Here is a 23,586-nt window from a genome sequence, read left to right as displayed (position 1 = left end):
TGATGCGTAGGGTAAGGACGTGATCGATGCCAAGGACATCGTGCGAGCGGCGGACCTGTTGCATGACGTGGTGGCGCCGACGCCGCTGGAGTACTCGCGCTGGCTGAGTGAACTGGTCGGCGGCGACGTGTTCCTGAAGTGCGAGAACCTGCAGCGCACCGGGTCGTTCAAGCTGCGCGGCGCGTACGTGCGGATGGCGCGGCTGTCCAAGGCCGAGCGGTCGCGCGGCGTGGTCGCGGCGAGCGCGGGAAACCACGCCCAGGGCGTCGCACTCGCGGCCCAACTGCTCGGCATCAAGGCGACCGTGTTCATGCCGCACGGCGCACCGATCCCGAAGGAGAAGGCGACGCGCGCGTACGGCGCGGAGATTCGCTTCGTCGGCACGTCGATCGACGACTGCCTGCGGGCGGCACACGCGTTCGAGGCGGAGACCGGCGCGGTGCTGATCCACCCGTTCGACCACCCTGACATCGTCGCCGGTCAGGCCACCGCCGGGCTGGAGATCGTCGAGCAGTGTCCGCAGGTCCGGACTGTCGTCGTACCGACCGGTGGTGGCGGCCTGATCGCCGGGATCGCGGCGGCGATGCAACGCGACGGGGCGCCGATCGAGGTCGTCGGCGTGCAGGCGGCGGGTGCGGCGGCGTACCCGGCCTCACTGGCGGCCGGCGAGCCGGTCCAGCTGGCCGAGATGGCGACGATGGCGGACGGGATCGCGGTCGGACTGCCGGGCAAGGTCCCGTTCGAGGCGGTCCAGCAGTACGTCGGGGACATGCGCACGGTCGGCGAGGATTCGTTGTCCAAGGCCCTCTTGTTGCTGCTGGAGCGGGCGAAGCTCGTGGTCGAACCGGCCGGTGCCGCCGCGGTGGCCGCCGTACTGGACGAGCCGGAGCGGTTCAAGCCGCCGGTCGTGGTGGTGCTGTCCGGCGGCAACATCGACCCGCTGCTGCTGATGCGCGTCATCCGGCACGGCATGGCCGCGGCCGCGCGGTACCTGTCGCTGCGAGTGCGGATCCCGGACACGCCCGGCGGGCTCGCCACACTGCTGACCCAGCTGGCCGGGATGGACGCCAACCTCATCGAGGTACTGCACGAGCGCATCTCGGAGACGCTGAACCTGGACGAGGTCGAGGTGGCGCTGCAACTCGAACTGCGGGGTGAGGACCACCGCGACCGCGTCCTGGCCGGTCTGACCGGCAACGGCTACACGTACACGCTCAACTGACCTGCGGCCGGACGTGGGCGAGCAGGCTGACCAGCATCTTGCCGGGCTCCTCCCAGGGCAACATGTGTGACGAGCGCTCGAACCAGACGGCCTGCTTGTACGGCGCCTTGACCGCCTCGATCCACTCGGCGGTCGGGGCACTCGGCGTCGTGTAGTCGTGCCGCCCGAGGAACATGACCACCGGGATCGGGAACTCGGTCACCCCGGTGAAGTCGACCTCCAGCAACTCGTCCAGCACCCGGCCGAGGGTGAACATGTTGCCCTCGCCAATGGTTTCACCCTCGTCGAGGGTGTACTCCGGCGACAGCAGTGGCGCCTGGAAGAAGTAGGTCGAGTCGGTCCGGTACGCCGTCAGGCCGCCGCGGTACTGCGCCCATTCACGCGCGATGATGATCCGGTCCCGAGTCACCGGCTCGTCGCCGGGGTACGGCGCGATCGACGCGAGCTGCTCGAGGGCCTCGGTGTGGTTGTGCTCGCGGGCCTGCTCGACGGCGTATTCGAACGAGAGTCGTTCGTTGGTCCGAGAGTTGATGAACTGGCCGATCCCGACGTACGCGTGGAACAGGTCGGGCCGGGCGAGGGCGGCGTGCGTTGCGATCACGGTGCCCCAGCTGTGACCCATCAGGATCACTTTGCCGACGCCGTACCGCTCCCGGATCTGCTCGGTGAGCTCGATCGCGTCGGCGACGTACTGCTCGATCTTCAGGGTGTCCGCGATGGCGTCCGGATCGACCGTACGAAAGGTCCGGCCGGCGCCGCGCTGGTCGTAGGTGACGACCGTGAAGTACTCCTCGATCGGCCGCTGGAACTGCCACATCACCGGCGACAGCGGCGACGCGGGACCACCGTGCACGAACAGGATGACCGGGTTCGACCGGTCCTGGCCACGGGCGTAGACCCAGTGGTCGACTCCTCCAGCCCGGAGTTGGTACGTCTCCTGGATGCCGTCGGGCGCGACGATGCGGTTCAGGTCCTCGATGACTTCCCGAGCTTCCTCGGCGGTCAGGAGCGGTTCGTCAGTCATTCACCGATGGTAGGGGGCTGACAGCTCTTCACCAGGGGTGCGTGCAGCCGCTCGGCGAGCACCCGGCGCTGGGTCGGCTCGGCCTCTGCCTGAAGCTGCAGACCGTCGTCGGTGAGCCGGACGTTGACCGCGCGCCGATCCTCGGGGCACATGTGCCGCTCGACCAGGCCGGCGGTCTCCAGCCGGCCGATCACCCGGGACAGCGCGCTCTGGCTGAGGTGGACCGACTTCGCGATCGTCTGCACCTTCGCGGAGTGTTCGTGCAGCTCGGCGAGACGCTCGAGCACCTCGTACTCACTCATGCCCAGCGAATGGCCGGCCTGCAGAGCCCGATCGAGGGCGCAGGTCAGGTCGGCGTGGCGAGCCAGCAGCTCGCGCCATTCCCTCACATCTGCACTGACATCGGCGGCGGTCTCACCAGGACCGGCGCTGACCTTCATGGCGGCCATGGAGGCGACCATAGCATGCACGCGCATTCAATGCAAACGCATTTAATGCCTAGACATTAGATGCACACGCATGGAATAGTCTCCCCTCGTGACACAGACAACGCACACCACATCACCGGCCCGGATGACTTGGGACGCGCGCCTGTGGGGCGCCCTCCTGGTGGTCTGCGGCGTGATCTTCCTCGACGGCCTGGACGTGTCCATGGTCGGTATGTCCCTGCCGTCCATCGGCGCCGACCTGAACGTCTCCCTTTCTTCTCTGCAATGGGTCGTGACCGGCTACGTGCTCGGGTACGGCGGCCTGCTGCTGCTCGGCGGCCGGACCGCCGACCTGCTCGGCAGGCGCCGCGTCTTCCTGATCGCGCTGGCCGTGTTCGCCGCGGTCTCGATGCTGAGCTCGCTGGCCACGAACCCCGAACTGCTCATCGCCGCGCGGTTCGTCAAGGGCGTCGCCGCCGCGTTCACCGCGCCGGCCGCGCTCTCCATCATCACCACGACCTTCCACGAGGGCCCGGACCGTAACCGTGCCCTCAGCATCTTCACCACCTGTGCCGCCAGCGGCTTCTCGATGGGCCTGATCCTCGGCGGCGCGCTGACCGAGGTCGGCTGGCGCTGGACCTTCCTGATGCCCGGCCCGGTCGCCCTGATCGTGCTGCTGTTCGCGATCAAGCTGATCCCGAACAGCCCGCGCGACAACGCTTCCGGCGGGTACGACGTCCCCGGAGCGATCACTGTCACCGGCGGCATGCTGTCTTTGGTGTACGCCGTGGTCGGTGCCGAGCAAGCAGGTTGGGTGTCGGTGCAGACCTTCGGGATGTTCGCGCTCGCGATCGTCCTGCTGGCCGGCTTCGTCGCGATCGAACTCCGGTCGAAGCACCCGCTGGTCCGGCTCGGCATCCTCCGCAACGCCTCGCTCCGCCGGGCGAACCTGGCCATCCTGACCGTCTTCGGTGCGTACGTCGCCTTCCAGTTGATCGGCACCATGTACCTGCAGAACCTGCTCGGCTGGTCGTCGTTCCAGACCGCGCTGGCCTTCCTGCCCGCCGGTCTGCTGGTCGCCACCCTGTCGCCGAACGCGGGCAAGCTGGCCGACCGGCTCGGCACCGAGACGATGATCATCGCGTCGATGGCGCTGTTCGTCGTCGGGTACGCCCTGTCGCTGCGGATCGGTCCGGAGTCGGCGTACTTCTCGACTGTGTTCCCGACGATCATCCTGCTCGGTCTCGGGTTCGCGATCGGGTTCCCGGCACTGAACATCCAGGCCGTGTCCGGGGTCCCGGACCATGAGCAGGGGCTGGCGTCCGGGCTGTTCAACACCTCCAACCAGGTCGGTGGCGCGGTGGTCCTCGCGATCGTGACCGCGGTGATCAGCAGCAGGTCGGACGGCGTGACCACCTCGGCCGGGATGCTGTCGGCGTACAAGCCGGGTCTGGCTGTGGTGACCGGGATCGCGGCGCTCGGACTGGTGGTGGCCCTGACCGGTCTGCGTGGTCTGCGCAGTCGGCGTGCCGCTGAGGAGGCCGAGGCCGCCGAGCTGGCCGCCGTACAGGACGAACTGGCCGCGGAGGAGATGACCCCGGCCGCGTGACAACAACCAGCCCTGTCCGGGCTGTGCTCATATGAGAAACCCAGCTGGTGCGGGTCGCGGGCTACTCCCCGGGATCCGCACCGCTGCGTCCGGCGGGATTCCGGGCGATCCCGGATTGGTTTCGACCCGCGGGGATGCTGGACTGGGCGCATGAGCAACCAGAGCGATTACGACCGGCGGGTCAAGGACGTCCTCGACCGGGTCGCCAAGGGCCACCTCTCACCTGAGGAAGCCACCACCCTGATCGCCGCCATTCAGGCCCCGACGACCACCGAGGCTGACGAGCCGGCGCCGACGCCTCCGGTTGCCGAGGACTCGACCAAGGACGCGCCGTCCACGGATTGGCCGGCCGCGGAGGACCTCCCGTCCACCTCGGTCTGGGCCGATGTGGTGGACGCCCCGGACGCCGCCGACACGGCGGCACCCGAGGGCGCCGCCAACGGTGGCGAGGCCGGCGTGACGCCGGGCGGGCGGCACGCTGCCGCCGGGAACGGCGTGCAGGACAGCGTGGTCGACGAAGCTCCCGCCGAGAGCCCCGCGACTTCTGAGAACTCCGGTACCGACGAAATCGAGGAGGTTGAAGAGGTCGAGGAGGTCGAGGAGGAGCACAGCAACGTGCCGATGCCGGCGGGGGTGCAGCGGGTGACGGTGCGGGCGATCGGTCGCCGGGTGCGGTTGATCGGCGAGCCGGCCGTCAACGGCGTCGCGGTGGACGGACCGCACGTGATCAAGCGGGACGGCGACACCCTCGCGATCAGCAGCGAAGGCGACATGGGCGTCTCGATCGACGGGTTCAGCATGCTGCGCAACCCGACCGACCTGAAGTCGCACGTGAACGGCCTCGCCAAGGAACTGTCCATCCGGGTCAACCCCGGCCTGCAGGTCGAGGTCGAGGTGACGGGCGGCAGCGTGCACGCCGAGCGCCTGCCCGGGCTGAGCCGGGTCCGCGTCACCGCCGGTACGGCGAAGGTCTCCGACGTGGACGGCCCGATCGACCTGCTCGTCCAGGCCGGCTCGGCCAATCTGGACGCCCAGCTCACCAAGGGCCGGTCCCGCGTCCGGGTCGAGTCCGGTACTGCGAACGTTGTGCTGCGCCGCGGTTCCGACGTCCGCGTCCACACCGAGGCCCAGCTCGGTCGGGTCACCTGGACCGGCGCGGTCTCCGGCCAGTCCAAGGACGTGGAGATCGGCCGCGGCCGCGCCGCCCTCGACGTCGAGGTCCTCGTCGGCACCGCTCAGATCGCCTCCGACTGATCGACCTGTTGCGTGGCCGGGACGGTGCGCAAGGTGCGGAACGGTGAGAAATAGAGGAACGCGTTGCCGGCCAGGGCCGCCAGACCGGCGATCCACAAGGTCGCGTGCAATCCGAACGCCGTACCGAGCGCACCGCCCAGCAGACTGCCGAGCGGAGCAGCGCCCCAGCTGACGAAGCTCATGGTGGCGCTGACCCGGCCCTGCAGTTCGGGTGGGCACACGCGCTGCCGGGTGCTCACCTGCAGGATGTAGCAGACGATGATGCAGAAGCCGGCGAGCAGCATCGAGACGACGTACCAGCTCACCTGCCAGCCCGGTGCGGTCAGCGCCTGGAGGGTGAACGCGACGCCGATGCCTGTCGACGACAGGAGCAACGTGCGGGCGTCGCCGTACCTGTTGCTGATCTTCTCGGTCACGCCTGACGCCACGATCGCTCCGCCGAGGCCGATCATGCTCAGTACGCCGATGGTGCCCGGCAGCAGGTGAACCTCGCGGACCAGGTAGACGATCATGATCGCGCCGGCGGCTGCCTGGAACAGCATGGTCGTCGCCGTGTTGAGCGCCATCGGCCGCAGCAGCGGGTGACTGAAGACGTACCGCATCCCCTCCGCGATCTCCCGCTTGAGGTTCGGCCGGTCCGCCTTGGCCGGCTGTGCTTCCGGCGTACGGATCGAGCGAAGCCATAGTGCGGACCACAGGAAGCTCAGTGCGTCCACGCCGATCGTGACAGCCGCACCGAGCCACTGCACGAGTACGCCGCCCGCGCCCGCGCCGATCACTGCGCCGACGGAGTGGTTGGCCGCTAGCTTGGCGTTGCCGGGCAGCAACTGGTCAGGATCCAGCAGCCGAGGCGGGTAGGTGCTGTGTGCCACGTCGAAGAGCACCGTGAGGACGCCGGTCAGCGCCAGTACGACGTACAGCTGGGCGAGACTCAGTACGCCGAACCAGGCGGCGACGGGAATCGTCGCGAAGAGCAGTGCCCGGCCCAGATCGGCGTACACGAGCACCGGGAGACACCGGATCCGGTCGACCCAGGCACCGGCGAACAGTCCGAGTAGCAGCCAGGCGGCCGTCTCGCATGTCCTGAGGAGCGAGACCTGGAGGGTGGACGCGTCGAGGGTGAGAACGGCGAGCAGCGGGATGGCGATCATGCTCAGGCGGCTGCCGAGCTGACTGAGCAGATCAGCGATCCACAACCGCCGGAAATCGGGGTATCTGAGGATGCTCTGGGAGGTCATGCCGCGACGCTAGGCCGAGACTTGAGTCGTGTCGACTCAACTATCAACAAAGTTGAGTCTGGTCGACTCAATCTGAGCCTGAAAATAGATCGGCAAGAAAAGTGTCGAAAGTGTCGGTGGGGTCGGTCAGGATGGTGGCTTGCGTCACATCCAGAAGGGGGATCGACGGAATGGCTGCTGTCGAGGCGACCGGCCTCGTGAAGACATTCAGGACCAGGAAGGACACCGTCAAGGCGCTCGACGGGATCGACCTCGAGGTTCCCGAAGGGACAGTGCTCGGCCTGCTCGGGCCGAACGGGGCGGGCAAGACCACGGCGGTCCGCGTGCTGACCACGTTGCTGAAGCCCGACCAGGGCACCGCCCGCGTGCTCGGCCACGACGTGGTGAAGGAAGCAGACCGCGTCCGCTCACTGGTCGGACTCTCCGGACAGTACGCCGCCGTCGACGAACTGCTGACCGGCCGGGAGAACCTGTGGATGTTCGGCCGGCTGTACCAGCTGAGCAGTCAGCAGGCGAAGCAACGGGCCGAGGAGCTGCTCGACATCTTCGACCTCATCGACGCCGCGGACCGGACGCTGAAGACTTACTCGGGTGGCATGCGCCGCCGGCTCGACCTGGCCGGTTCGCTGATCGCCCACCCGCGGGTGCTGTTCCTCGACGAGCCGACGACCGGGCTCGACCCGCGCAGCCGGCTCGACCTGTGGCAGATCATCCGCGACCGGGTCCGTGAAGGCGTCACGATCCTGCTTACGACGCAGTACCTCGAAGAGGCCGACGAACTCGCGGACAGCATCGTGGTCGTCGACCACGGTTCGGTGATCGCCCGCGGTACGGCGGACGAGCTCAAGGCGAAGGTGGGCGGTGAGCGCATCGAGGTCGTCGTTCACGACCCGGCGGAGACCACCCGGGCGCTCGAGTTGCTCATCGCCTCGCTCGACATCACCGAGCCGGACTCCACCACGAAGGATGAGCACGCGCGCCGGATCACCATGCCGGCGCCCGGCGGATCGAGCGCGCTGGTCGAGGTGATCCGGACCCTCGATGCGGGTGGCATCCGGATCGCCGACATCGGGCTGCGGCGGCCGACCCTGGACGACGTGTTTCTCACCCTGACCGGGCATGAGGCCGAGCAGAAGAAGGAGAAGGACTCATGAGTGCGGCGGACATCGACGAGCCGGGCAAGGTGAATCCGCTCGGCCGGGCGTTCTCCGATGCCGGCATCCTGGCGTGGCGGACGCTCAAGCGGATCCCGCGGACGCCGGACATGCTGATCTACGCGACGATCCAGCCGATCATGTTCGTGCTGTTGTTCGCGTACGTGTTCGGCAACGCGATCCCGATCCCCGGCTTCCCGGGTCCGCGAGCGTACCGGGAGTTCCTGATGGCCGGGATCTTCGCGCAGACGATGGCGTTCGCAGTCGCCTCGGCGAGTGTCGGGCTGGCCGACGACATGTCGAAAGGCCTGATCGACCGGTTCCGGTCGCTGCCGATGGCGCGGTCCGGTGTGATCGCGGGGCGGGTGGTCGGCGACGTCGTGTTCAACGCGTTCGTGATGCTGGTGATGGTGATCTGCGGCTTCATCGTCGGCTGGCGCTGGCACCACGGTTTCGGTCAGGCGCTGGCGGCGTTCGGGATCCTGCTGTTGTTCGCGTTCGCGATGCTCTGGGTCGGTGCGCTCATCGGTCTGTCCGTCGGCAGTCCCGAGGTGGCGGCGTCGGCAGGACTGATCTGGCTGTTCCCGCTGACCTTCCTGTCCAACGCCTTCGTTCCGACGCCGAACCTGCCCAGCGGTCTGCAACCGGTCGCCGAGTGGAACCCGATCTCCTCCATCGTCGCCGCTTGCCGCCACCTGTTCGGCAACCCGTCACCCTTCGCCAGCCCCGACGGCTTCCCCGCCCAGCACCCGGTCTGGCTGTCCCTCATCTGGTGCGCCGCGATCATCGCCGTCTTCGCCCCCCTAGCCGTCCGCAAATACCGAAGCGCCACCAGCCGTTGAGTCGTTGAGCCGTTGAGTCATTGACAAGACTTATACGGCGTGCAAATAATTCGAACTGTGTTAAAGGAACGGGGGAACTGGCGGGAGGCGCGGCGGGAGAACGCCCGCGCCTCGGTGCTCGCGGCCGCGTGGGAGCTGGTTCGCGAGGAAGGGCTGGCCGCGTTGTCGCTGCGCGAGCTGGCCCGCCGGGCTGGGATCACCACACCCACCGTCTACGCGTACTTCGAGTCCAAGAACGCGATCCTGGACGCGATGTTCGCGCAGGCCGCGCAGGCTTTCATCGACCTGAAGGCGACCCTGCCGCTGACGGACCGGCCGGCCGAGGACCTGCTCACCGAGGCACGCGCGTTCATCACGTTCTGCGTGTCCGACATCCCCCGGTATCAACTGCTGTTCCAGCACTCGGTGCCCGGCTTCACGCCGTCGCCCGAGTCGTACGAGCTCGCCGTCGCCGCCCTTGAGCGGACCCGTGAGCTCCTCGCACGCAACGGCGTGCACGATCAACGTCAGCTCGACATCTGGACCGCCATCACCACCGGCCTGGTCGACCAGCAGGTCTCCAACGACCCTGGCGGCGACCGATGGAGCGGCCTCGTCGACGACGTCACCCGGATGTTCCTGGCTCAGTACTCGAGCGGAGAGTCCGTGTAATCCCGAGGGGGAATCATGTCCACAGTCACCCAGCCCAGACTGCATCATCTGGCCCTGACCGTGACCGACCTGGAGTCGAGCGTCCAGTGGTACGGCGAAGTGTTCGGCGTCCACCCGGTGCTCGACGTACCGCATCAAGGCGGCGTCGGCCGCATCCTCGCCGATGCGGATCATCAGCTGATGATCGCCCTGCACCGCCACGACACCAACGACGGCGGCCTGTGCAAGGAGACGACGACCGGTCTCGACCACGCCGGCTTCGCGGTCGGCTCCCGCGACGACCTCACCCAGTGGCAGGACCATCTCGAGGCCCATGGCGTGGTCCGTGCGGACACCGCCGACAAGCCACTCACCCAGTCCCCGATCGTGGACGAGCCCTATGCCTCGGTCCTCGTCTTCCGCGACCAGGACAACATCCAGCTGGAGCTCTTCGCCCCAGCCGTGCACTGAGCGCCGGAAATGGCGAGCGCCCCGGTGGAGTCCACCGGGGCGCTCGAGGCGGGTGGGTCAGCCGGTGAAGGGTTCGGCGGCGACGATCTCGACGGTGACGTCCTTGCCGTTCGGGGCCTCGTAGCTGGCCTTGTCGCCCTTCTTCTTGCCCAGGATCGCCGAGCCCAGCGGGGACTGTGGCGAGTACACGTCGATGTCGACCGACGCGTCCAGGGCGAGCAGTTCGCGGGAGCCGAGCAGGAACGTCTCGACGTCGTCGTCACCGGCGAACTTGATCGACACCTTCATCCCGGGCTCGACCTTGCCGCCGGCCTTCGGGGTCTCGCCGACCCGGGCACGGCGGAGCATGTCCTCGAGCTGCCGGATCCGGGCCTCGATCTTGCCCTGCTCGTCCTTGGCGGCGTGGTACCCGCCGTTCTCCTTCAGGTCGCCCTCGTCGCGGGCGTCGCTGATGCGCTGCGTGATCTCGGCACGGGCGGGGCCCTTGAGGTGCTCGAGCTCGGCCTTCAGCTGGTCGTAACCCTCCTGCGTCAGCCAGACAACGCTGTCCTCATCGATCCTCTGCGTCACGGGCTGCTCCTTGTGTCGGTGGGATGGGCAGGAAAAGCTGCTGGCCGCCGTCGTCGACGGCGACCAATCCACTGAGCGTAGCAAGATCCGGCGGAGAACCCCACAGTTCTGCGAGGCCTCAAACGCGGGGAAACCGTTTGCTTGGTGGTTCTTCCCACATCCCGGCGAACTGACCGGTAATCGGTTGCCGGACGGCCGTCCGGAGGTCAGTGCGGCCGGTGCGAGTCCGCGGTCGTGCAGCCGATCAGTACCACCGAGGTTGCGGAGCGTTGCGTCGTCAGCGTCGCGGGCAGGGTCTGGTGCCTGGGGGAGTCGGCCGGGATCGTCAGCGTGAGTTCGCCGACGATGGAGAAGTCGGCCGACTTGGCCTGCAGCCGGCAGTTCGCCTCCACCGACTTGGTCCGGTCCACCTGGATGGTCGCCGTCGCGCTGGTCGCCGACGTCACCTCGAACCGCAGCAACCGCGACGTCACCGGCGGATTCGACCCGACGATCGCCGCCCACGCCAACCACGCCAGCCCGGCCGCGGCCACCACGGCCACCACGCCGATGATCAACGGCCGCCGAGACCGCCGCCCCCGCCCGTACCGCGCATCAAGGTCGGCTGCCGAACTCCCATGTCCTCCTCCATCCCCGCTCCCGCCTGAGCTCGGCGCGAATGCGGTCGGCCCGGTCACTGCCTGGTTGCTCGCCGCTGCGGCCGAGGTGCTGTTGCCCATAGCCCTGTCATCCAGCGCCTCGGTGGCTTCCGGTGGCGTGGAGGGGGTGGTCGGCGTGGGGTCCGTCAAGAGATGTCCAGAGGGGGTCGGTCGTGGGTTTGGTCCGGGGTTGGAGGACCATTGTGTCTTGTGAGTGAAGATCTTCGGTTGTTGCATGTGCACGCGCACCCAGATGACGAGTCCAGCAAGGGGGCCGCTTCGACCGCCCGGTACGTGGCCGAGGGCGTCGAGGTCATGGTGGCCACGTGCACCGGTGGGGAACGCGGGTCGATCCTGAACCCGAAGATGGACCGGCCGGAGGTGCTGGCCAACATCACCGAGATCCGCCGCAAGGAAATGGACACGGCCCGCGAGATCCTCGGCATCGAGCAGACCTGGCTCGGCTGGGTGGACTCCGGATTCCCGGAGGGCGACCCGCCGCCGCCACTGCCGGAGGGCTGCTTCGCCGCGCTCAAGGTCGAGGACGCCGCGGCCCCGCTGGTGAAGCTGATCCGCGAGTTCCGTCCGCAGGTCGTCACGACGTACGACGAGAACGGCGGCTACCCGCACCCGGACCACGTGATGTGCCACCAGATCACGGTGGCCGCGTTCGAGGCAGCGGGGGACAAGGACGCGTACCCGGAGCTCGGCGAGCCGTGGCAGCCGCTGAAGCTGTACTACCACCACACGTTCCACCGCGAGCGGATGAAGGCCCTGCACGACGCGATGGTGGCCCGCGGCCTGGAGTCGCCGTACGCCGAGCGGCTGAAGGACTGGAAGCCGGACCCGGAGAACGAGCGCCGGATCACCACCCGGGTGGAGTGCGCCGAGTACTTCGAGGTCCGGGACAAGGCGCTGCTCGCGCACGCCACCCAGATCGACCCGGACGGCGGCTGGTTCACCGTGCCGCTGGAGGTGCACCAGGCGGCCTGGCCGACCGAGGACTTCGAGCTGGCGCGGAGCGTGGTCGAGTCCGAACTCCCCGAGGACGATCTGTTCGCGGGGCTGCGCTGACGGCGGGGCGCGGACAGTGAGAGACTGGTGGCGTGACAGTGATGACCTTCCTTCCGGCGGCCGAGGTCGACCCGAACTCGGTGCGCCCCGGCTGGGTCGCGCTGCTGATCGTGCTCGCTCTCGGTGCCGCCACGGTGCTGCTGTGGCGCAACATGGGCAAGCAATTGAAGAAGATCGACTTCGACGGCGATGGTGCGGACGCCCCAGCACCGTCCGACGGCCCAGCGAGTCCGGACAGCTCAGCGGCCCCGGCTGGCGATGCCGAGCCGACGGGTACGACGGGTACGACGGGTACGACGGGTACGACGGGTACGACGGGTACGACGGGTACGACGGGTACGACGGGTACGACGGGTACGACGCCGACCCAGAGTGACGCCAAGGAACACACAACGCACTGATCCCGCGCTATCTCGTGACACCGTTATCACGAGATGGTGTCGTGCGCGGGCCGCCCACTGATGTCGCCCCTATAGTGAGCGCGTGTTCAATCGTGCCGCTGCCGAGTTCGCTCTGTGACCGCGACCCGCGCCGCCCGGCACCGAATGCCCGGACGTCTGGTCGCGGGTGGTCTGACGGCCGTGATCGTCGCCTCGGTGGCGCTCGCCATCGGTCTGTTCGCGGCCGGCAGTGAACCGCAGGACACGGGTGGCATCGGCGGACCGTCGGTGTTCGTCGGCTGGCTGCTGCCGCTGATCCGGCTGATCTCGATCTTCGCGACCGTCGGCTGCGCGGGCGCACTGCTTGCCGCGGTGGTGCTGCTGCGGATCGAGGGCGGTCCGCTCGGAGTGCAGGGCCGCCGGGCCGTGCGCGACGCCAGCAATGCGGCGATCATCTGGGCGGTCTGTGCGTTCGCCGGCGCGATCGTCACCGCGTCCATTCTGCTCGACACCCCGGTGAATCTGCTCCGCCTCCGGCTGGACGACGCCCTCGGCGTACCGGAGGTCAAGGCGCTGCTGATCACCGGCATCCTGGTCGTCGCGCTGGCGATCGGCATTCGCCGCGTGCAGACTTCGTCGGCCGCCAGTCTCGGCGTACTCGTTGCGATCGCGGCCCTGGTCCCGACCGCCCTGACGGCGTACCCGCGGAACGAGTCGTACGTCGTCGTCGCCGGCGCGGCCCTTGTCGTCCACGTCATTGCCGCAACCACCTGGGTCGGCGGACTGGCCGGCCTGGTTCGCTACGGACGGGCCAGTCGCACTGGCCTCCCGATTGTGCTCGAGCGGTTCAACGAGGTCGCGTCGATCTCGTCGATCGCCGTCCTGCTGAGCGGCCTGCTGAGCGCCGCCGGCCGGCTGGCCGCGAAGGGTGGCGGCTGGGGTTCGATCCCCGACGCGCTCACTTCGGACGCGTACGGCGTACTCCTGCTGGCGAAGATCGCCGCGTTCGTGATCCTGATCGTCGCGGCCTGGCTGCACCGTCGCCGGGCGATCGGTGACTTGGTTGACGGGGGCAACCCGTTCTGGCGGATCGTTGGCACCGAACTCTTCGTCATGGCCGTCACCCTGGGCCTGTCCGTCGCCCTGTCACAGACCGCCTGACCACGGCGCGGTGCGCAGGTCCGCGGTGGTACGGCGTTCGCGGTCCTGAGGCCGGTCTTCGGCGGCACGGCCGATGGCGATCATCGAGACGATGTGCCAGCCGGCGCCGGGGGACAGGTCCGCGGTCAGCGCGTCGAGGTCGAAGGCGCGGAACTGGCGGCAGGCGAGACCCATCGCGTGCGCCTGAAGGGTCAGATGGGCCACTGACTGGCCCAGGTCGTAGTCCGCGAAGTCGGAGTACGCCCAGTCCGTGTCCTCGACGAACCGGTGCGCCATCGTCACGACGAGAAGACCCGCACTCGGCGCCCATCGGCCCGAACTGGCCGCGAGATAGCGCACGATCCGCTTGTGCTCCGGCTCGTCGCGCCGCGCGGTGAAGTAGGCCCAGGGCTGTGAGTTGCCGGCCGAAGGTGCCCAGCGGGCCGCCTCCAGCAGCAGATCCACATCGTCATCCGTCACTGGCGCCTCGGAGTCGAACCGGAGTGGGCTGAACCGGGACGCGAGCAGCGGATGAACGGCCATACCAGGTTCAAGTCCCACCCGGCCCGGTCCATTCCGTCCGCCGGGCGGCCGGTCCACACCGGCCGCCCGCGCACCTTTCACTTCAGGCCGAACGCCCGGATGACGGTCTGACTGATACCGCCGCCGTTGCGTTGCCGAGCGGTCACCCGAATCGATACCTGGCTCGCCTGGGCCGGCGCCGACAACCGCGCCTGCCAGGCCCCATCACGCTCCTTCAGATCCTGGCGTAGCCAGGACGCACCGTCGTCGTAGGAGACCTCCAGTTGTACGGCGGTGACCGCGTCCGCACGCGCGCTGCTGCCGACGACGACGGGCTTGACGGAGAAGGCCGAGGTGCGCTTCGCCCGGCCTGCGGCGTCCACCTCCGCGACGTAGTCGAGCTGCGCGAGCGGAAGCGCCTGGTTCTCGACCTCGCCGGACGTGAACGTCCACTCGGTGTGGGTGGTGGTCGAGTACGGCGTCAGCTCGGGGTTCCCCGCCGTGTCGGCCACGAGCCGGTACGGGAGTTCTTCCGGCGCCAGGCCGCCCGCGCCGAACTCCGGTTTCGGCCCGTTCTGCGCCAGCAGCTGGTCTCCCTGGTAGAGCGCGAAGCTGCGGGTCATCCTGGCGTCTCCGCTGTGCGCGGATCCTCCGTCGCCGAACCCGGCGATCATGCCGCCCATCCCGCTGCCGACCCGGTGCGGGACCTCGAAGTCGAGTATCCGGGGCCGGACGATCGGGCCGAACCACCGCTCGTTCCGCACGCTGCGCGGCTGGTAGCTCACCACGTCGGTGAAGGTCTGCCAGCCGTCGACGGACCCGTACTGCTGCCACTTGACGCCGGCGGACACCCAGTCCGTCCGCTGCCCCGTGACCGGTTTACGGGGGAACCTCGGAACACGGATCATCCCGAAACCGGCGTACGGATAGTCGGCCGGCCAGTATTCGTACGCGGGACTGTCCTCACGGCTCTCCATGACCGGGCGTCCGCCCGGAGCCACGAAGTCGTTCTCGATCCGGGCGAGGCTGCCCGGATCGGTGGCCGCGGACGGATCGTTCGGTACGAGTCCGTCGTGGTAGTCGGCCAGGTCGTACAGGTACGCCGGCTTCGGATGGGCTTCGACGGTGAGCTCGGTCCGGCCCGCGGCCGCGATCCTCCTGATCAGTGCTTCGCCGTCGTCCAGGGTGAGCGCGGCGGTCGGGATCGGTCCGGTCGTTCGGCCGTCCGGGGCGCCGTACCAGTCACTCTTGCGGCCGTCGCCGTCGTTGACCACCAGGAGCATCGCGGCACCGGCCGCGTGCGCGGCGGCGGCCTGGTCGGTGGCGGCGACCTCGGAGCTGCTCCGGACGACCGCGGCCTTGCCCAGGACGGTCAGGCCCTTGTAGTCGGCCGGCGTCCCCGTACCGGCGAACACGGCCGGGACGCGGGTCTTGCCGTCCTGGAACGAGGCAGACCCGGGTTGCACCAGCGGCGTGTCGTCGAGACTGCCGCGCCCGTACGCGATCGTCAGCGGAGTCTGCTCGGCCCGGAACCGGGTGGTGAAGACGAAGCTGCCCTGCTGGACCTTGTTCCCGGTCGGGAGCGCCCACAGGCTGTCGTACTCAGGCGGCGGCATCAGGATCTGGTGCAGAGCCTGCCTGTCGTCGGGTGTCGGCTGTGCCGACGTGAACGAGCGGAAGATGTCGATTCTGCTGGTGCTGACCGCCGTCGGCAGGGGAGTCGCCACCTTGATCTCCCGGCTACGGGACGCGTCCAGCACGACGTCGCGAGCCTCCGTCAGGATGACTTCCGGGGCGGTCAGGACCGCCAGACCGATCGAGTGCGGGCCGTGCCGGCCGACGACGTCCAGCGTGGAGACGATCGTGTAGGAACCAGGCGCCCAGCGGCTCGTGAGCTTGCCGTCAGGCACCCACAACACTGTGGTCTTGCCGTCGGCGCCGGTGATCTCGACCTCGCCGCTGACCGGTTTGCCGGACTGGTCTTTCAGGTGGACAGTCAGGTCGTACTTCTCCGGCTCTACGGACAGGCCCAGGGCCGTGTGCACCGTGCCGGTCGCTGAACTCGCCGTCACCTGAGCTCCGTAATGGCCGGGCGGCAGACCCTGCGGGTCCGCCGTGACTCCGATCGTGGCCGTGCCGTGCGCCGGGACCACGACCTCGTCGGTCGCCACAGAGAACACGCCGGCGGGTGAGGTGCCGTGGTCGATCGACAATCTCAGCGTGATCGGGCTGCCGGTGGTGTTGCGGTAAGTCACCTGACGGTTGACCGGGGTGCGGTCGGGCCGCGGCGTCCAGGCAATCCGCCCGGCATCCACCGATCCGGTGGCGACGACCTGATCCTGGAGGTAGGCGGCGCCGACGTCCAACCGCCCGGTGCCGGCTTGGTAGGGGGTGTACGCGGGCGTCATCGCGCTGGTCCCCATCAGCGCGTCCTTGAGTTGCTGTCCAGTCCATTCGGGGTGCTTCTGCGCCAGCAGGACGGCCGCACCGGCCACATGCGGCGTCGCCATCGACGTACCGCTTTCCAATCGGTAGTAGCCCTCGGCCCCGTCGTCCATGTACTGGGAACGCGCGGCCAGGACGTCCACTCCGGGTGCGGTCAGATCAGGCTTGAGGCCGTCGTCGATCATCCTGGGGCCGGTGCTGGAGAACGAGGCGAGCTGGTCGGACGTGTCCACCGCGCCGACGGTCAGCGCGGCGTCCGCCGTACCGGGCGCGGTGACGGTGTACGGGCTGTTCCCCTCGTTGCCTGCCGCAACGACGAACAGCGCGCCCGTCTCGGCGCTGAGCCGGTTGACCGCCTGACTGACTGGATCGTCCTGCGTGTGCCAGGTCGACGTACCCAGGCTCATGCTGATCACCTTGGCGTGCTCGGTCCGCGCCGCCCACTCCATCCCGGCGATGACGCCCGAGATCGGGCCGGACCCGTGGTCGTCGAGCACCTTGCCGACCACCAGGTCGGCGCTGGGAGCGACCCCGCGCTCTTTCCCGTCCGAAGCGGCGCCGGTGCCGGCGACGGTGGACGCGGTGTGCGTTCCATGGCCGTCGCGGTCGACCACGTCCACGCCGGGGATGAAACTGCGGGTCGCCACGATGCGCGGAGCCAGGTCTGGATGGCCGGTGTCAATACCGGTGTCCAGCACCGCGACGCGGACACCGGCGCCGGACGCCCCTGCCTGCCAGGCCTTCGGGGCGCCGATCTGCGCCGTGGTGTCGGCGAGCTGTGCCTTCGCCTTCGCGTCCAGCCAGATCTTGTCGATACCGACTGCGAACGACGGTTCGCCCGCGGTGGCGCCGACCCCGGGCTGGGACCGGCGGGCGTTCGTTCCGCTGGTGACGGCCGACCAGAAAGCGGTGGCCTCCGACCGCCGAGCGTGAACGGCAGAGCCTCCGACGGACGGGAGATTCTGCGTGACGCTCGCCCCAGGCAGTGCTCCGGCGGCGGACTGCAGGCCCCGGGCGGAACCGTCGGACCGGCCGGTGACGATCAGCGGCAGGGCGTCGGTCCGGGCGTCGTCGTAGCCCTGTGCCACCAAATCGGTGATGTTGAAGAGTTGCTTGTCGAGCCGGCCGGTCGCCACGTACGGCATGGCCTCGTCGGGCAGGACGAAGGTGTCGCCCGTCTCGACGGTGACCCGAACCGCTCCGGTCGACCGCGGCGCACGCTCGACGGCCTGCACCGAGACCGCTCCGTCCGGCCCCCGTCCGGCGATCACCTTGTCGCCCGTGATCAAGGTCACCTCGACCGACGCGCCGCGGGATGCCGCCGAGGCGCCCGCGGCGGGTGGTGGGGGCTCGGCGCCGGCCGGCGAAGGCGCCGTCACGCCGGTGACGAGAAGTAGAAATGCTGCGACCGACAGCAGGTGCGGTTTGGCAGAAGGGCGTCGCACGTTTCCTCCGGAGGTCCTCAGGTAGGCGCATCTGATCATTCCGGTGGAGCCCGTGCAATCGATTTCGTCCATTGCCCAACTGCCGGTCCGATTCTGCCCAGAAGACAACCCTGCCGGGCGGGCAACTGCGGGAACGCCTGGTCACCACCCGCGCTGCGGCTTCGGCCCGGCACGGAGGTAGCGTGGCGTTCCAGGGTTCTGCCAACCCCGTGCATCGTCAGGTCAGTTCGGGACAGGAGGCGTCGAGATGACGAACCGGTTGGCGCATACCACCAGCCCCTATCTGCTCCAGCACGCGGAGAATCCGGTGGACTGGTGGGAATGGAGCCCCGAAGCGTTCGCAGAAGCACGGCGCTCGGACAAACCTGTTTTCCTGTCGGTCGGGTACTCCGCTTGCCACTGGTGTCATGTGATGGCGCACGAGTCGTTCGAGGACGAGGCGACGGCGGCGTACCTGAACGAGCACTTCGTCAGCATCAAGGTGGATCGCGAGGAACGCCCCGACGTGGACGCGATCTACATGTCGGCGACGGTGGCGATGGTCGGGCAGGGCGGCTGGCCGATGTCGGTGTTCCTGACCCCGGACGCCGAGCCGTTCTTCTGCGGCACGTACTTCCCGCAGAACCCTCGCGGTGGGATGGCGTCGTTCCGTCAGGTGCTCGAGTCGCTGGTCGACGCGTGGCGGACCAAGCGCGATCAGATCGACGACATCGGCCGCCGAGTGGTCGGGCAACTGGGCGCCCAGCAGCACGCGGCCGAGGGTGCGATCGACACCGCGACGCTGGACCATGCCGCCGAACTGCTGAAGACCGACTTCGACCCGGCCGATGCCGGCTTCGGCGGCGCGCCGAAGTTCCCGCCATCGATGGTCCTCGACTTCCTGCTCCGCCACCATCGCCGCACCGGCTCGGCCGACGCGCTCGAGATGGTCGCGAAGACGTGCGACCGGATGGCCCGGGGCGGCATGTACGACCAGCTGGCCGGCGGGTTCGCGCGCTACTCGGTCGACCGCCAGTGGATCGTTCCGCACTTCGAGAAGATGCTCTACGACAACGCGCTGCTGCTCGACGTCTACACCCATTGGTGGGCGGTGAGCTCCGACCCGCTCGCCCGGCGGATCGCCGAGGAGACCGCCGACTTCCTCCTCACCGAGCTCCGGACCGAGGAGGGTGGCTTCGCCTCCGCGCTCGATGCCGACACCGAAGGTGTGGAAGGCAAGTACTACGTCTGGACGCCGGAGCAGTTGCACGAGGCACTGACCGAGGACGACGCCCACTGGGTCATCGAACTCTGCGATGTCAGCGGGACCTTCGAGCACGGGGCTTCGGTCCTCCAGCTTCGCCAGGACCCCGACGACTCCGACCGGTGGCAGCGGATCCGGGCGCTCCTGCGCGAGGTCCGCGCGCGGCGCACCTACCCCGGCCGCGACGACAAAGTAGTTGCCGCGTGGAACGGTCTCGCTATCACGGCCCTGACCAGAGCCGGTGTGATCCTGGACCGCCCCGAGTACGTCGAAGCCGCGAGCCAGGCGGCCAGATTGGTCCGGGACGTGCACGTCGACGATGCGACCGGACGCCTCCACCGCGCCTCCCGGGACGGCGTTGTCGGGACGGCCCACGGTGTCCTCGAGGACTACACGGCGTACGCGCAGGCTTGTCTGGTGCTGTTCGGTGCCAGCGGCAACATCGAGTGGTACGACACCGCGCAACGCTTGCTGGACAGGACGATCGAGCAATTCGTTGCGGACGGCTCCTATTTCGACACGGCGGCGGATGCCGAGCAGCTCGTCTGGCGCCCGCAGGACCCGACCGACAACGCCAGCCCGGCCGGCGTGAGTCTGGCAGCCGAGGCGTTCACGACGATGGCCAGCATGACCGGATCGGTCCGGTACGAGACTGCGGCCGCCGAGGCTCTGAAGGCCTCGGCCACCATCGCCGCCCGCGCACCGCGGTTCGCCGGCCGTGCCCTTGCGGTGGCCGAGACGGCTGCCGCCGGTCCGCTCGAGATCGCCATCGCGGGCCGCTCGCCCGAGTTGCTCCGGACCGCGTTCGCGGCCGCGCCGTGGGGTACGGCGATCGTCCACGGCGACCCGGGGCTCGCCGTACCGCTGATGGACGGTCGCACGTTGATCCAGGACCAGCCCGCGGCGTACGTCTGTCAGAAATTCACCTGCCGGCTCCCGGTCGTGTTGCCGGAAGACCTTCGCCGCGAGTTCCGCCCGGTGAACTGACAACGACGGCAGTGCGGGTTTTCCCTGTCGTTTCGGAAGAATCCCTTGACTCCGGGCCCGCTGGGGACGAGAGTCCTCCCTCAGTCGGATGTAACAGAACTCGCACGTCTTGACACACAGTGTCACAACTGAGGCAGTGGCACTGCTGCGCCAACGCATCCGGCGTCCCCAACTGAATTCGGTCGCTGCGCCCAAACAGCGACCACACCGTGAGGAGATGTTGTCTTGAAACGACTGACATCAGCAGGGGCGGTGGCCATCGTCGCGACAGCGGGTCTTGCGACGGCGTTCACCGGCTCGACAGCGGGCGCCGCGAATCGCGCGGCTCCGCTCCCGGCGTCCGGCTTCAACCAGCCGGCCGCCGTCCAGGCCGAACAGGCGCAGACCGCGCAGACGGCCGCAGCCCTCGGACTCGCCGGTGGCGAGGTGCTCAAGGTCCGCGACGTGGTCAAGGACGCCGACGGTACCGAGTACGTCCGCTACGACCGCACCTTCAACGGACTGAAGGTCGTCGGCGGTGACCTGATCGTCAAGCGCAAGGGCGAGGCGATCGGCGATGTCATCACCGTCACCTACAACCTCGGCGCGAAGTCCGTCGGTGTCGCGACCAAGCCGACTCTGTCCCAGTCGGCGGCGCTCACCAAGGGCGCCCAGGCGGCCAAGTTCAAGGCCACCGGCAACAAGGGCGCGCTGGTCGTGTTCGTCACGCCGGCCAAGCCCGTGCTCGCCTACGAGGTCGTCACCACCGGTGTGAAGCCGGACCAGACCCCGTCGGTGCTGCACTCGTTCATCGACGCCAAGTCCGGCGCCCTGCTGGCCCAGGACGACGAGATCAAGACCGGTACCGGCAACTCGATGTACTCCGGCACCGTCAGCATCGGTACGTCGGGCAGCTTCACGATGAGCGACCCGAGCCGCGGTGGCAACTTCACCACCGACCTCAACGGTGCGACCTCCGGCAACGGCACGACGTTCACCGACGCCGACGACACCTGGGGCAACGGCTCGACGTCCAGCCGCCAGACCGCCGGTGTCGACGCGCACTACGGTGCGCAGCTGACGTGGGATTACTACAAGAACGTCCACGGCCGCAACGGCATCTTCAACAACGGCCAAGGCGCCCGGTCCCGGGTGCACTACGGCAACGCCTACGTGAACGCGTTCTGGGACGGCACCCAGATGACGTACGGCGACGGTCAGAGCAACGCCCGTCCGCTGACCGCGATCGACGTGGCCGGCCACGAGATGAGCCACGGTGTCACCGAGGCGACCGCCAACCTGAACTACTTCGGTGACGCGGGGGGCCTGAACGAGTCCACCTCGGACATCTTCGGCACCATGGTCGAGTTCTCCGCCAACAACTCCTCCGACCCGGGTGACTACCTGATCGGCGAGAAGATCAACATCAACGGCAACGGCACGCCGCTGCGCTACATGGACAAGCCGTCGAAGGACGGGGGCAGCTACGACTGCTGGAGCAGCTCGGTCGGCAACGCCGACCCGCACTACTCGTCCGGCCCGCTGAACCACTGGTTCTACCTGGCCTCCGAGGGCACCGGCAGCAAGGTCATCGGTGGCGTGACGCACAGCAGCACCGCCTGCAACGGCGCGACCATCGCCGGTGTCGGCCGCGACGTGGCCTCCAAGGTCTGGTACCGCACGCTGAGCACCAAGCTCAGCTCGGGCAGCACCTACAAGGATGCTCGTGAGGGTGCGATCACCTCGGCCAAGGAGCTGTACGGCGCCGACTCGGCGCAGTGCAAGGGCATCGAGGCGGCCTTCAGCGGCATCTCCGTCCCGGCCGGCGCGGCCGCCTGTGGTGGTGGCACCGAGCCGCCGCCCACCGGCGACAACCTGCTGCTGAACCCGGGCTTCGAGTCCGGTGCGGTGAACTGGACCGGCACCGCCGGCCCGATCACCAACAACACCGGGCGTCCGGCTCGCACCGGCACCTGGAAGCTCTGGCTGCAGGGCAACGGCCGCGCCACCACCGAGAACGTCGGCCAGTCGGTCGCGATCCCGGCTTCGGCGACGGCGGCGTCGCTCTCGTTCTGGATCCGGATCGACACCGCGGAGACGACGTCCTCGACGGTGTACGACACGGCGAAGGTACAGATCGTCGACGGTGGTACGACCACCACGCTGGCGACGTACTCGAACCTGAACAAGAACACGTCGTACGTGCAGAAGACGTTCAATGTGACGCAGTACAAGGGAAAGACCGTCACGGTGAAGTTCGTCGGCCAGGAGGACTCCTCCCTGCAGACCAGCTTCGTCATCGACGACACCTCGCTGACCGCGAGCTGACCGTCTCGCGGTGATCCCGTCCGGGGCGCGCGGCCTTCCGCCCAGGCTCGCGCGCCCCGGATTTCCTTTCGCTCGCCCCGGCTGAAGGAGATCCACCATGCGTACCTTCCTGTACTCCGGACTCGGCACCGTCCTCGTGGCCGGCGCAGTGTTTGCTCCAGGCAACATCGCCACCGCGGCCGCGTCGCCGGACATCTCCGTCACCAACACCAAGGCCCATCTCGACCAGTTCCAGTCGATTGCGACCGGCAACGGCGGCAACCGCGCCGCCGGCCGCCCCGGCTACAAGGCGTCGGCCGACTGGGTGAAGGCCAAGCTCGACGCGGCCGGCTCACACCTGGACAGCGTCAGCGCCGGCCCCGGTATCAACGACAACGGCTCAGGCAGCGCCGGCGTACTCGAAACCGCCCTCGCCTACGCTGCCGGCGGCCAGACCCCCAGGAACCGTTTGAGGTTCGGGTTCTGGGGTGCTGAGGAACTCGGGCTGGTCGGCTCGAGGTACTACGTGAACAACCTGCCCGCCGCGGAACGCGACAGGATCGAGCTGTACCTGAACTTCGACATGATCGCGTCGCCGAACCCGGGCTACTTCGTGTACGACGACAATCCCGCGGGCAACGGCGCCCGCGACGATCTCGTCGCGTACTTCACCCAACAGAATGTCCAGACCGAGTTCATCGACGTCCAGGGCCGATCCGACCACGCGGCGTTCCGGTCGCTCGGCATCCCGACCGCCGGTACGTTCGCCGGTGCCGAGGAGACCAAGACGTCAGCCCAGGCAGCGAAGTGGGGTGGTACGGCGGGGCAGGCGTTCGACCGCTGCTACCAGCGATCCTGCGACACCATCAGCAACCTGGACCTGACCTCGCTGGACCACCAGATCGACGCCATCGGCCACATGATCTGGATCTACACCCAGAAGGACTACACCGCGAACTGACAACCCCCGTCCGGGGCGCCTGG

The 23,586-nt window shown here is 68.5% G+C and carries 20 protein-coding genes; 13 read left to right on the top strand and 7 right to left on the bottom strand.

What is annotated here, in order from left to right:
* Positions 1 to 19: 19 nt before the first annotated feature.
* On the top strand, positions 20 to 1,222 hold the full coding sequence (gene ilvA / locus ACIBG5_RS37095) for a threonine ammonia-lyase (protein ID WP_396396395.1): 1,203 nt from the start codon (positions 20 to 22) through the stop codon (positions 1,220 to 1,222).
* Here ilvA and ACIBG5_RS37090 read toward each other — a convergent pair.
* Together ACIBG5_RS37090 and ACIBG5_RS37085 are read right to left on the bottom strand one after the other, a co-directional pair.
* A complete protein-coding gene (locus ACIBG5_RS37090) occupies positions 1,215 to 2,246 on the bottom strand; it encodes an alpha/beta fold hydrolase (RefSeq protein ID WP_396396393.1) in 1,032 nt (343 codons plus the stop codon). The genes ilvA and ACIBG5_RS37090 overlap by 8 nt on opposite strands.
* Complete coding sequence (locus ACIBG5_RS37085) at positions 2,243 to 2,695, bottom strand: MarR family winged helix-turn-helix transcriptional regulator (RefSeq protein WP_396396392.1); 453 nt, start codon at positions 2,693 to 2,695, stop codon at positions 2,243 to 2,245. Before ACIBG5_RS37085 ends, ACIBG5_RS37090 begins: the two co-directional genes overlap by 4 nt.
* An 88-nt stretch (positions 2,696 to 2,783) precedes the next feature.
* Here ACIBG5_RS37085 and ACIBG5_RS37080 point away from each other — a divergent pair, with 88 nt between their 5' ends.
* Together ACIBG5_RS37080 and ACIBG5_RS37075 are read left to right on the top strand one after the other, a co-directional pair.
* Complete coding sequence (locus tag ACIBG5_RS37080; protein ID WP_396396390.1) at positions 2,784 to 4,283, top strand: MFS transporter; 1,500 nt, start codon at positions 2,784 to 2,786, stop codon at positions 4,281 to 4,283.
* Between the two features lie 150 nt (positions 4,284 to 4,433).
* Positions 4,434 to 5,537 carry a hypothetical protein gene (locus ACIBG5_RS37075; protein ID WP_396396389.1) on the top strand — a complete coding sequence of 368 codons (1,104 nt, stop codon included), beginning with the start codon at positions 4,434 to 4,436 and terminating at the stop codon, positions 5,535 to 5,537.
* Here ACIBG5_RS37075 and ACIBG5_RS37070 read toward each other — a convergent pair.
* On the bottom strand, positions 5,519 to 6,775 hold the full coding sequence (locus ACIBG5_RS37070; protein WP_396396387.1) for an MFS transporter: 1,257 nt from the start codon (positions 6,773 to 6,775) through the stop codon (positions 5,519 to 5,521). The two genes, ACIBG5_RS37075 and ACIBG5_RS37070, sit on opposite strands and share 19 nt — an antisense overlap.
* A gap of 170 nt (positions 6,776 to 6,945) precedes the next feature.
* Here ACIBG5_RS37070 and ACIBG5_RS37065 point away from each other — a divergent pair, with 170 nt between their 5' ends.
* Genes ACIBG5_RS37065 through ACIBG5_RS37050 form a run of 4 tightly spaced genes read left to right on the top strand, consistent with a single transcriptional unit; the run spans position 6,946 to position 9,872 of the window.
* On the top strand, positions 6,946 to 7,929 hold the full coding sequence (locus ACIBG5_RS37065) for an ATP-binding cassette domain-containing protein (RefSeq protein WP_396396385.1): 984 nt from the start codon (positions 6,946 to 6,948) through the stop codon (positions 7,927 to 7,929).
* A complete protein-coding gene (locus ACIBG5_RS37060) occupies positions 7,926 to 8,771 on the top strand; it encodes an ABC transporter permease (protein ID WP_396396383.1) in 846 nt (281 codons plus the stop codon). Before ACIBG5_RS37065 ends, ACIBG5_RS37060 begins: the two co-directional genes overlap by 4 nt.
* A 57-nt stretch (positions 8,772 to 8,828) precedes the next feature.
* Entirely contained in the window at positions 8,829 to 9,422 is a 594-nt protein-coding gene (locus ACIBG5_RS37055; RefSeq protein WP_396396381.1) for a TetR/AcrR family transcriptional regulator, read from the top strand.
* A gap of 15 nt (positions 9,423 to 9,437) precedes the next feature.
* Positions 9,438 to 9,872: a VOC family protein gene (locus tag ACIBG5_RS37050; RefSeq protein ID WP_396396379.1), complete on the top strand. Its 435-nt coding sequence runs from the start codon at positions 9,438 to 9,440 to the stop codon at positions 9,870 to 9,872.
* A 57-nt stretch (positions 9,873 to 9,929) separates the two neighbouring features.
* Here ACIBG5_RS37050 and greA read toward each other — a convergent pair whose 3' ends face one another.
* Complete coding sequence (gene greA / locus ACIBG5_RS37045) at positions 9,930 to 10,442, bottom strand: transcription elongation factor GreA (RefSeq protein WP_360441755.1); 513 nt, start codon at positions 10,440 to 10,442, stop codon at positions 9,930 to 9,932.
* A 206-nt stretch (positions 10,443 to 10,648) separates the two neighbouring features.
* Positions 10,649 to 11,161, bottom strand: a complete 513-nt coding sequence (locus ACIBG5_RS37040) for a DUF4307 domain-containing protein (protein ID WP_396396378.1) — start codon at positions 11,159 to 11,161, stop codon at positions 10,649 to 10,651.
* Positions 11,162 to 11,290: 129 nt separating this feature from the next.
* Between ACIBG5_RS37040 and mca the strand changes: the two genes are divergently transcribed.
* The 3 genes from mca (at position 11,291) to ACIBG5_RS37025 (ending at position 13,695) form a co-directional block, all read left to right on the top strand.
* Positions 11,291 to 12,154, top strand: a complete 864-nt coding sequence (gene mca, locus ACIBG5_RS37035) for a mycothiol conjugate amidase Mca (protein ID WP_360441749.1) — start codon at positions 11,291 to 11,293, stop codon at positions 12,152 to 12,154.
* Between the two features lie 32 nt (positions 12,155 to 12,186).
* Positions 12,187 to 12,555 (top strand): hypothetical protein, encoded by a 369-nt coding sequence (locus ACIBG5_RS37030; RefSeq protein ID WP_396396376.1) that lies wholly within the window; start codon positions 12,187 to 12,189, stop codon positions 12,553 to 12,555.
* A 114-nt stretch (positions 12,556 to 12,669) separates the two neighbouring features.
* Positions 12,670 to 13,695 (top strand): CopD family protein, encoded by a 1,026-nt coding sequence (locus ACIBG5_RS37025; RefSeq protein ID WP_396396374.1) that lies wholly within the window; start codon positions 12,670 to 12,672, stop codon positions 13,693 to 13,695.
* Here the strand turns inward: ACIBG5_RS37025 and ACIBG5_RS37020 are convergent.
* Positions 13,681 to 14,217: a nitroreductase family protein gene (locus ACIBG5_RS37020; protein WP_396396373.1), complete on the bottom strand. Its 537-nt coding sequence runs from the start codon at positions 14,215 to 14,217 to the stop codon at positions 13,681 to 13,683. The genes ACIBG5_RS37025 and ACIBG5_RS37020 overlap by 15 nt on opposite strands.
* 77 nt (positions 14,218 to 14,294) lie before the next feature.
* The gene (locus ACIBG5_RS37015; RefSeq protein ID WP_396396372.1) at positions 14,295 to 18,086 is read right to left on the bottom strand and encodes a S8 family serine peptidase; all 3,792 of its coding nucleotides are present in this window, start codon (positions 18,084 to 18,086) and stop codon (positions 14,295 to 14,297) included.
* A gap of 247 nt (positions 18,087 to 18,333) precedes the next feature.
* On the opposite strand from ACIBG5_RS37015, the gene ACIBG5_RS37010 reads away from it, so the two are divergent.
* The 3 genes from ACIBG5_RS37010 (at position 18,334) to ACIBG5_RS37000 (ending at position 23,563) form a co-directional block, all read left to right on the top strand.
* Positions 18,334 to 20,316, top strand: a complete 1,983-nt coding sequence (locus tag ACIBG5_RS37010) for a thioredoxin domain-containing protein (protein ID WP_396396370.1) — start codon at positions 18,334 to 18,336, stop codon at positions 20,314 to 20,316.
* A 225-nt stretch (positions 20,317 to 20,541) separates the two neighbouring features.
* Entirely contained in the window at positions 20,542 to 22,623 is a 2,082-nt protein-coding gene (locus tag ACIBG5_RS37005) for a M4 family metallopeptidase (protein ID WP_396396369.1), read from the top strand.
* Between the two features lie 97 nt (positions 22,624 to 22,720).
* Positions 22,721 to 23,563 carry a M28 family peptidase gene (locus ACIBG5_RS37000; protein ID WP_396396368.1) on the top strand — a complete coding sequence of 281 codons (843 nt, stop codon included), beginning with the start codon at positions 22,721 to 22,723 and terminating at the stop codon, positions 23,561 to 23,563.
* The last annotated feature ends 23 nt before the right edge of the window (positions 23,564 to 23,586 follow it).

It is taken from the genome of Kribbella sp. NPDC050241 (assembly GCF_044459685.1).
Taxonomy (GTDB): Bacteria; Actinomycetota; Actinomycetes; order Propionibacteriales; family Kribbellaceae; genus Kribbella.
The sequence above is the reverse complement of the archived record's forward strand: the minus strand, read 5'-3'. Positions and strand labels throughout refer to the sequence as shown.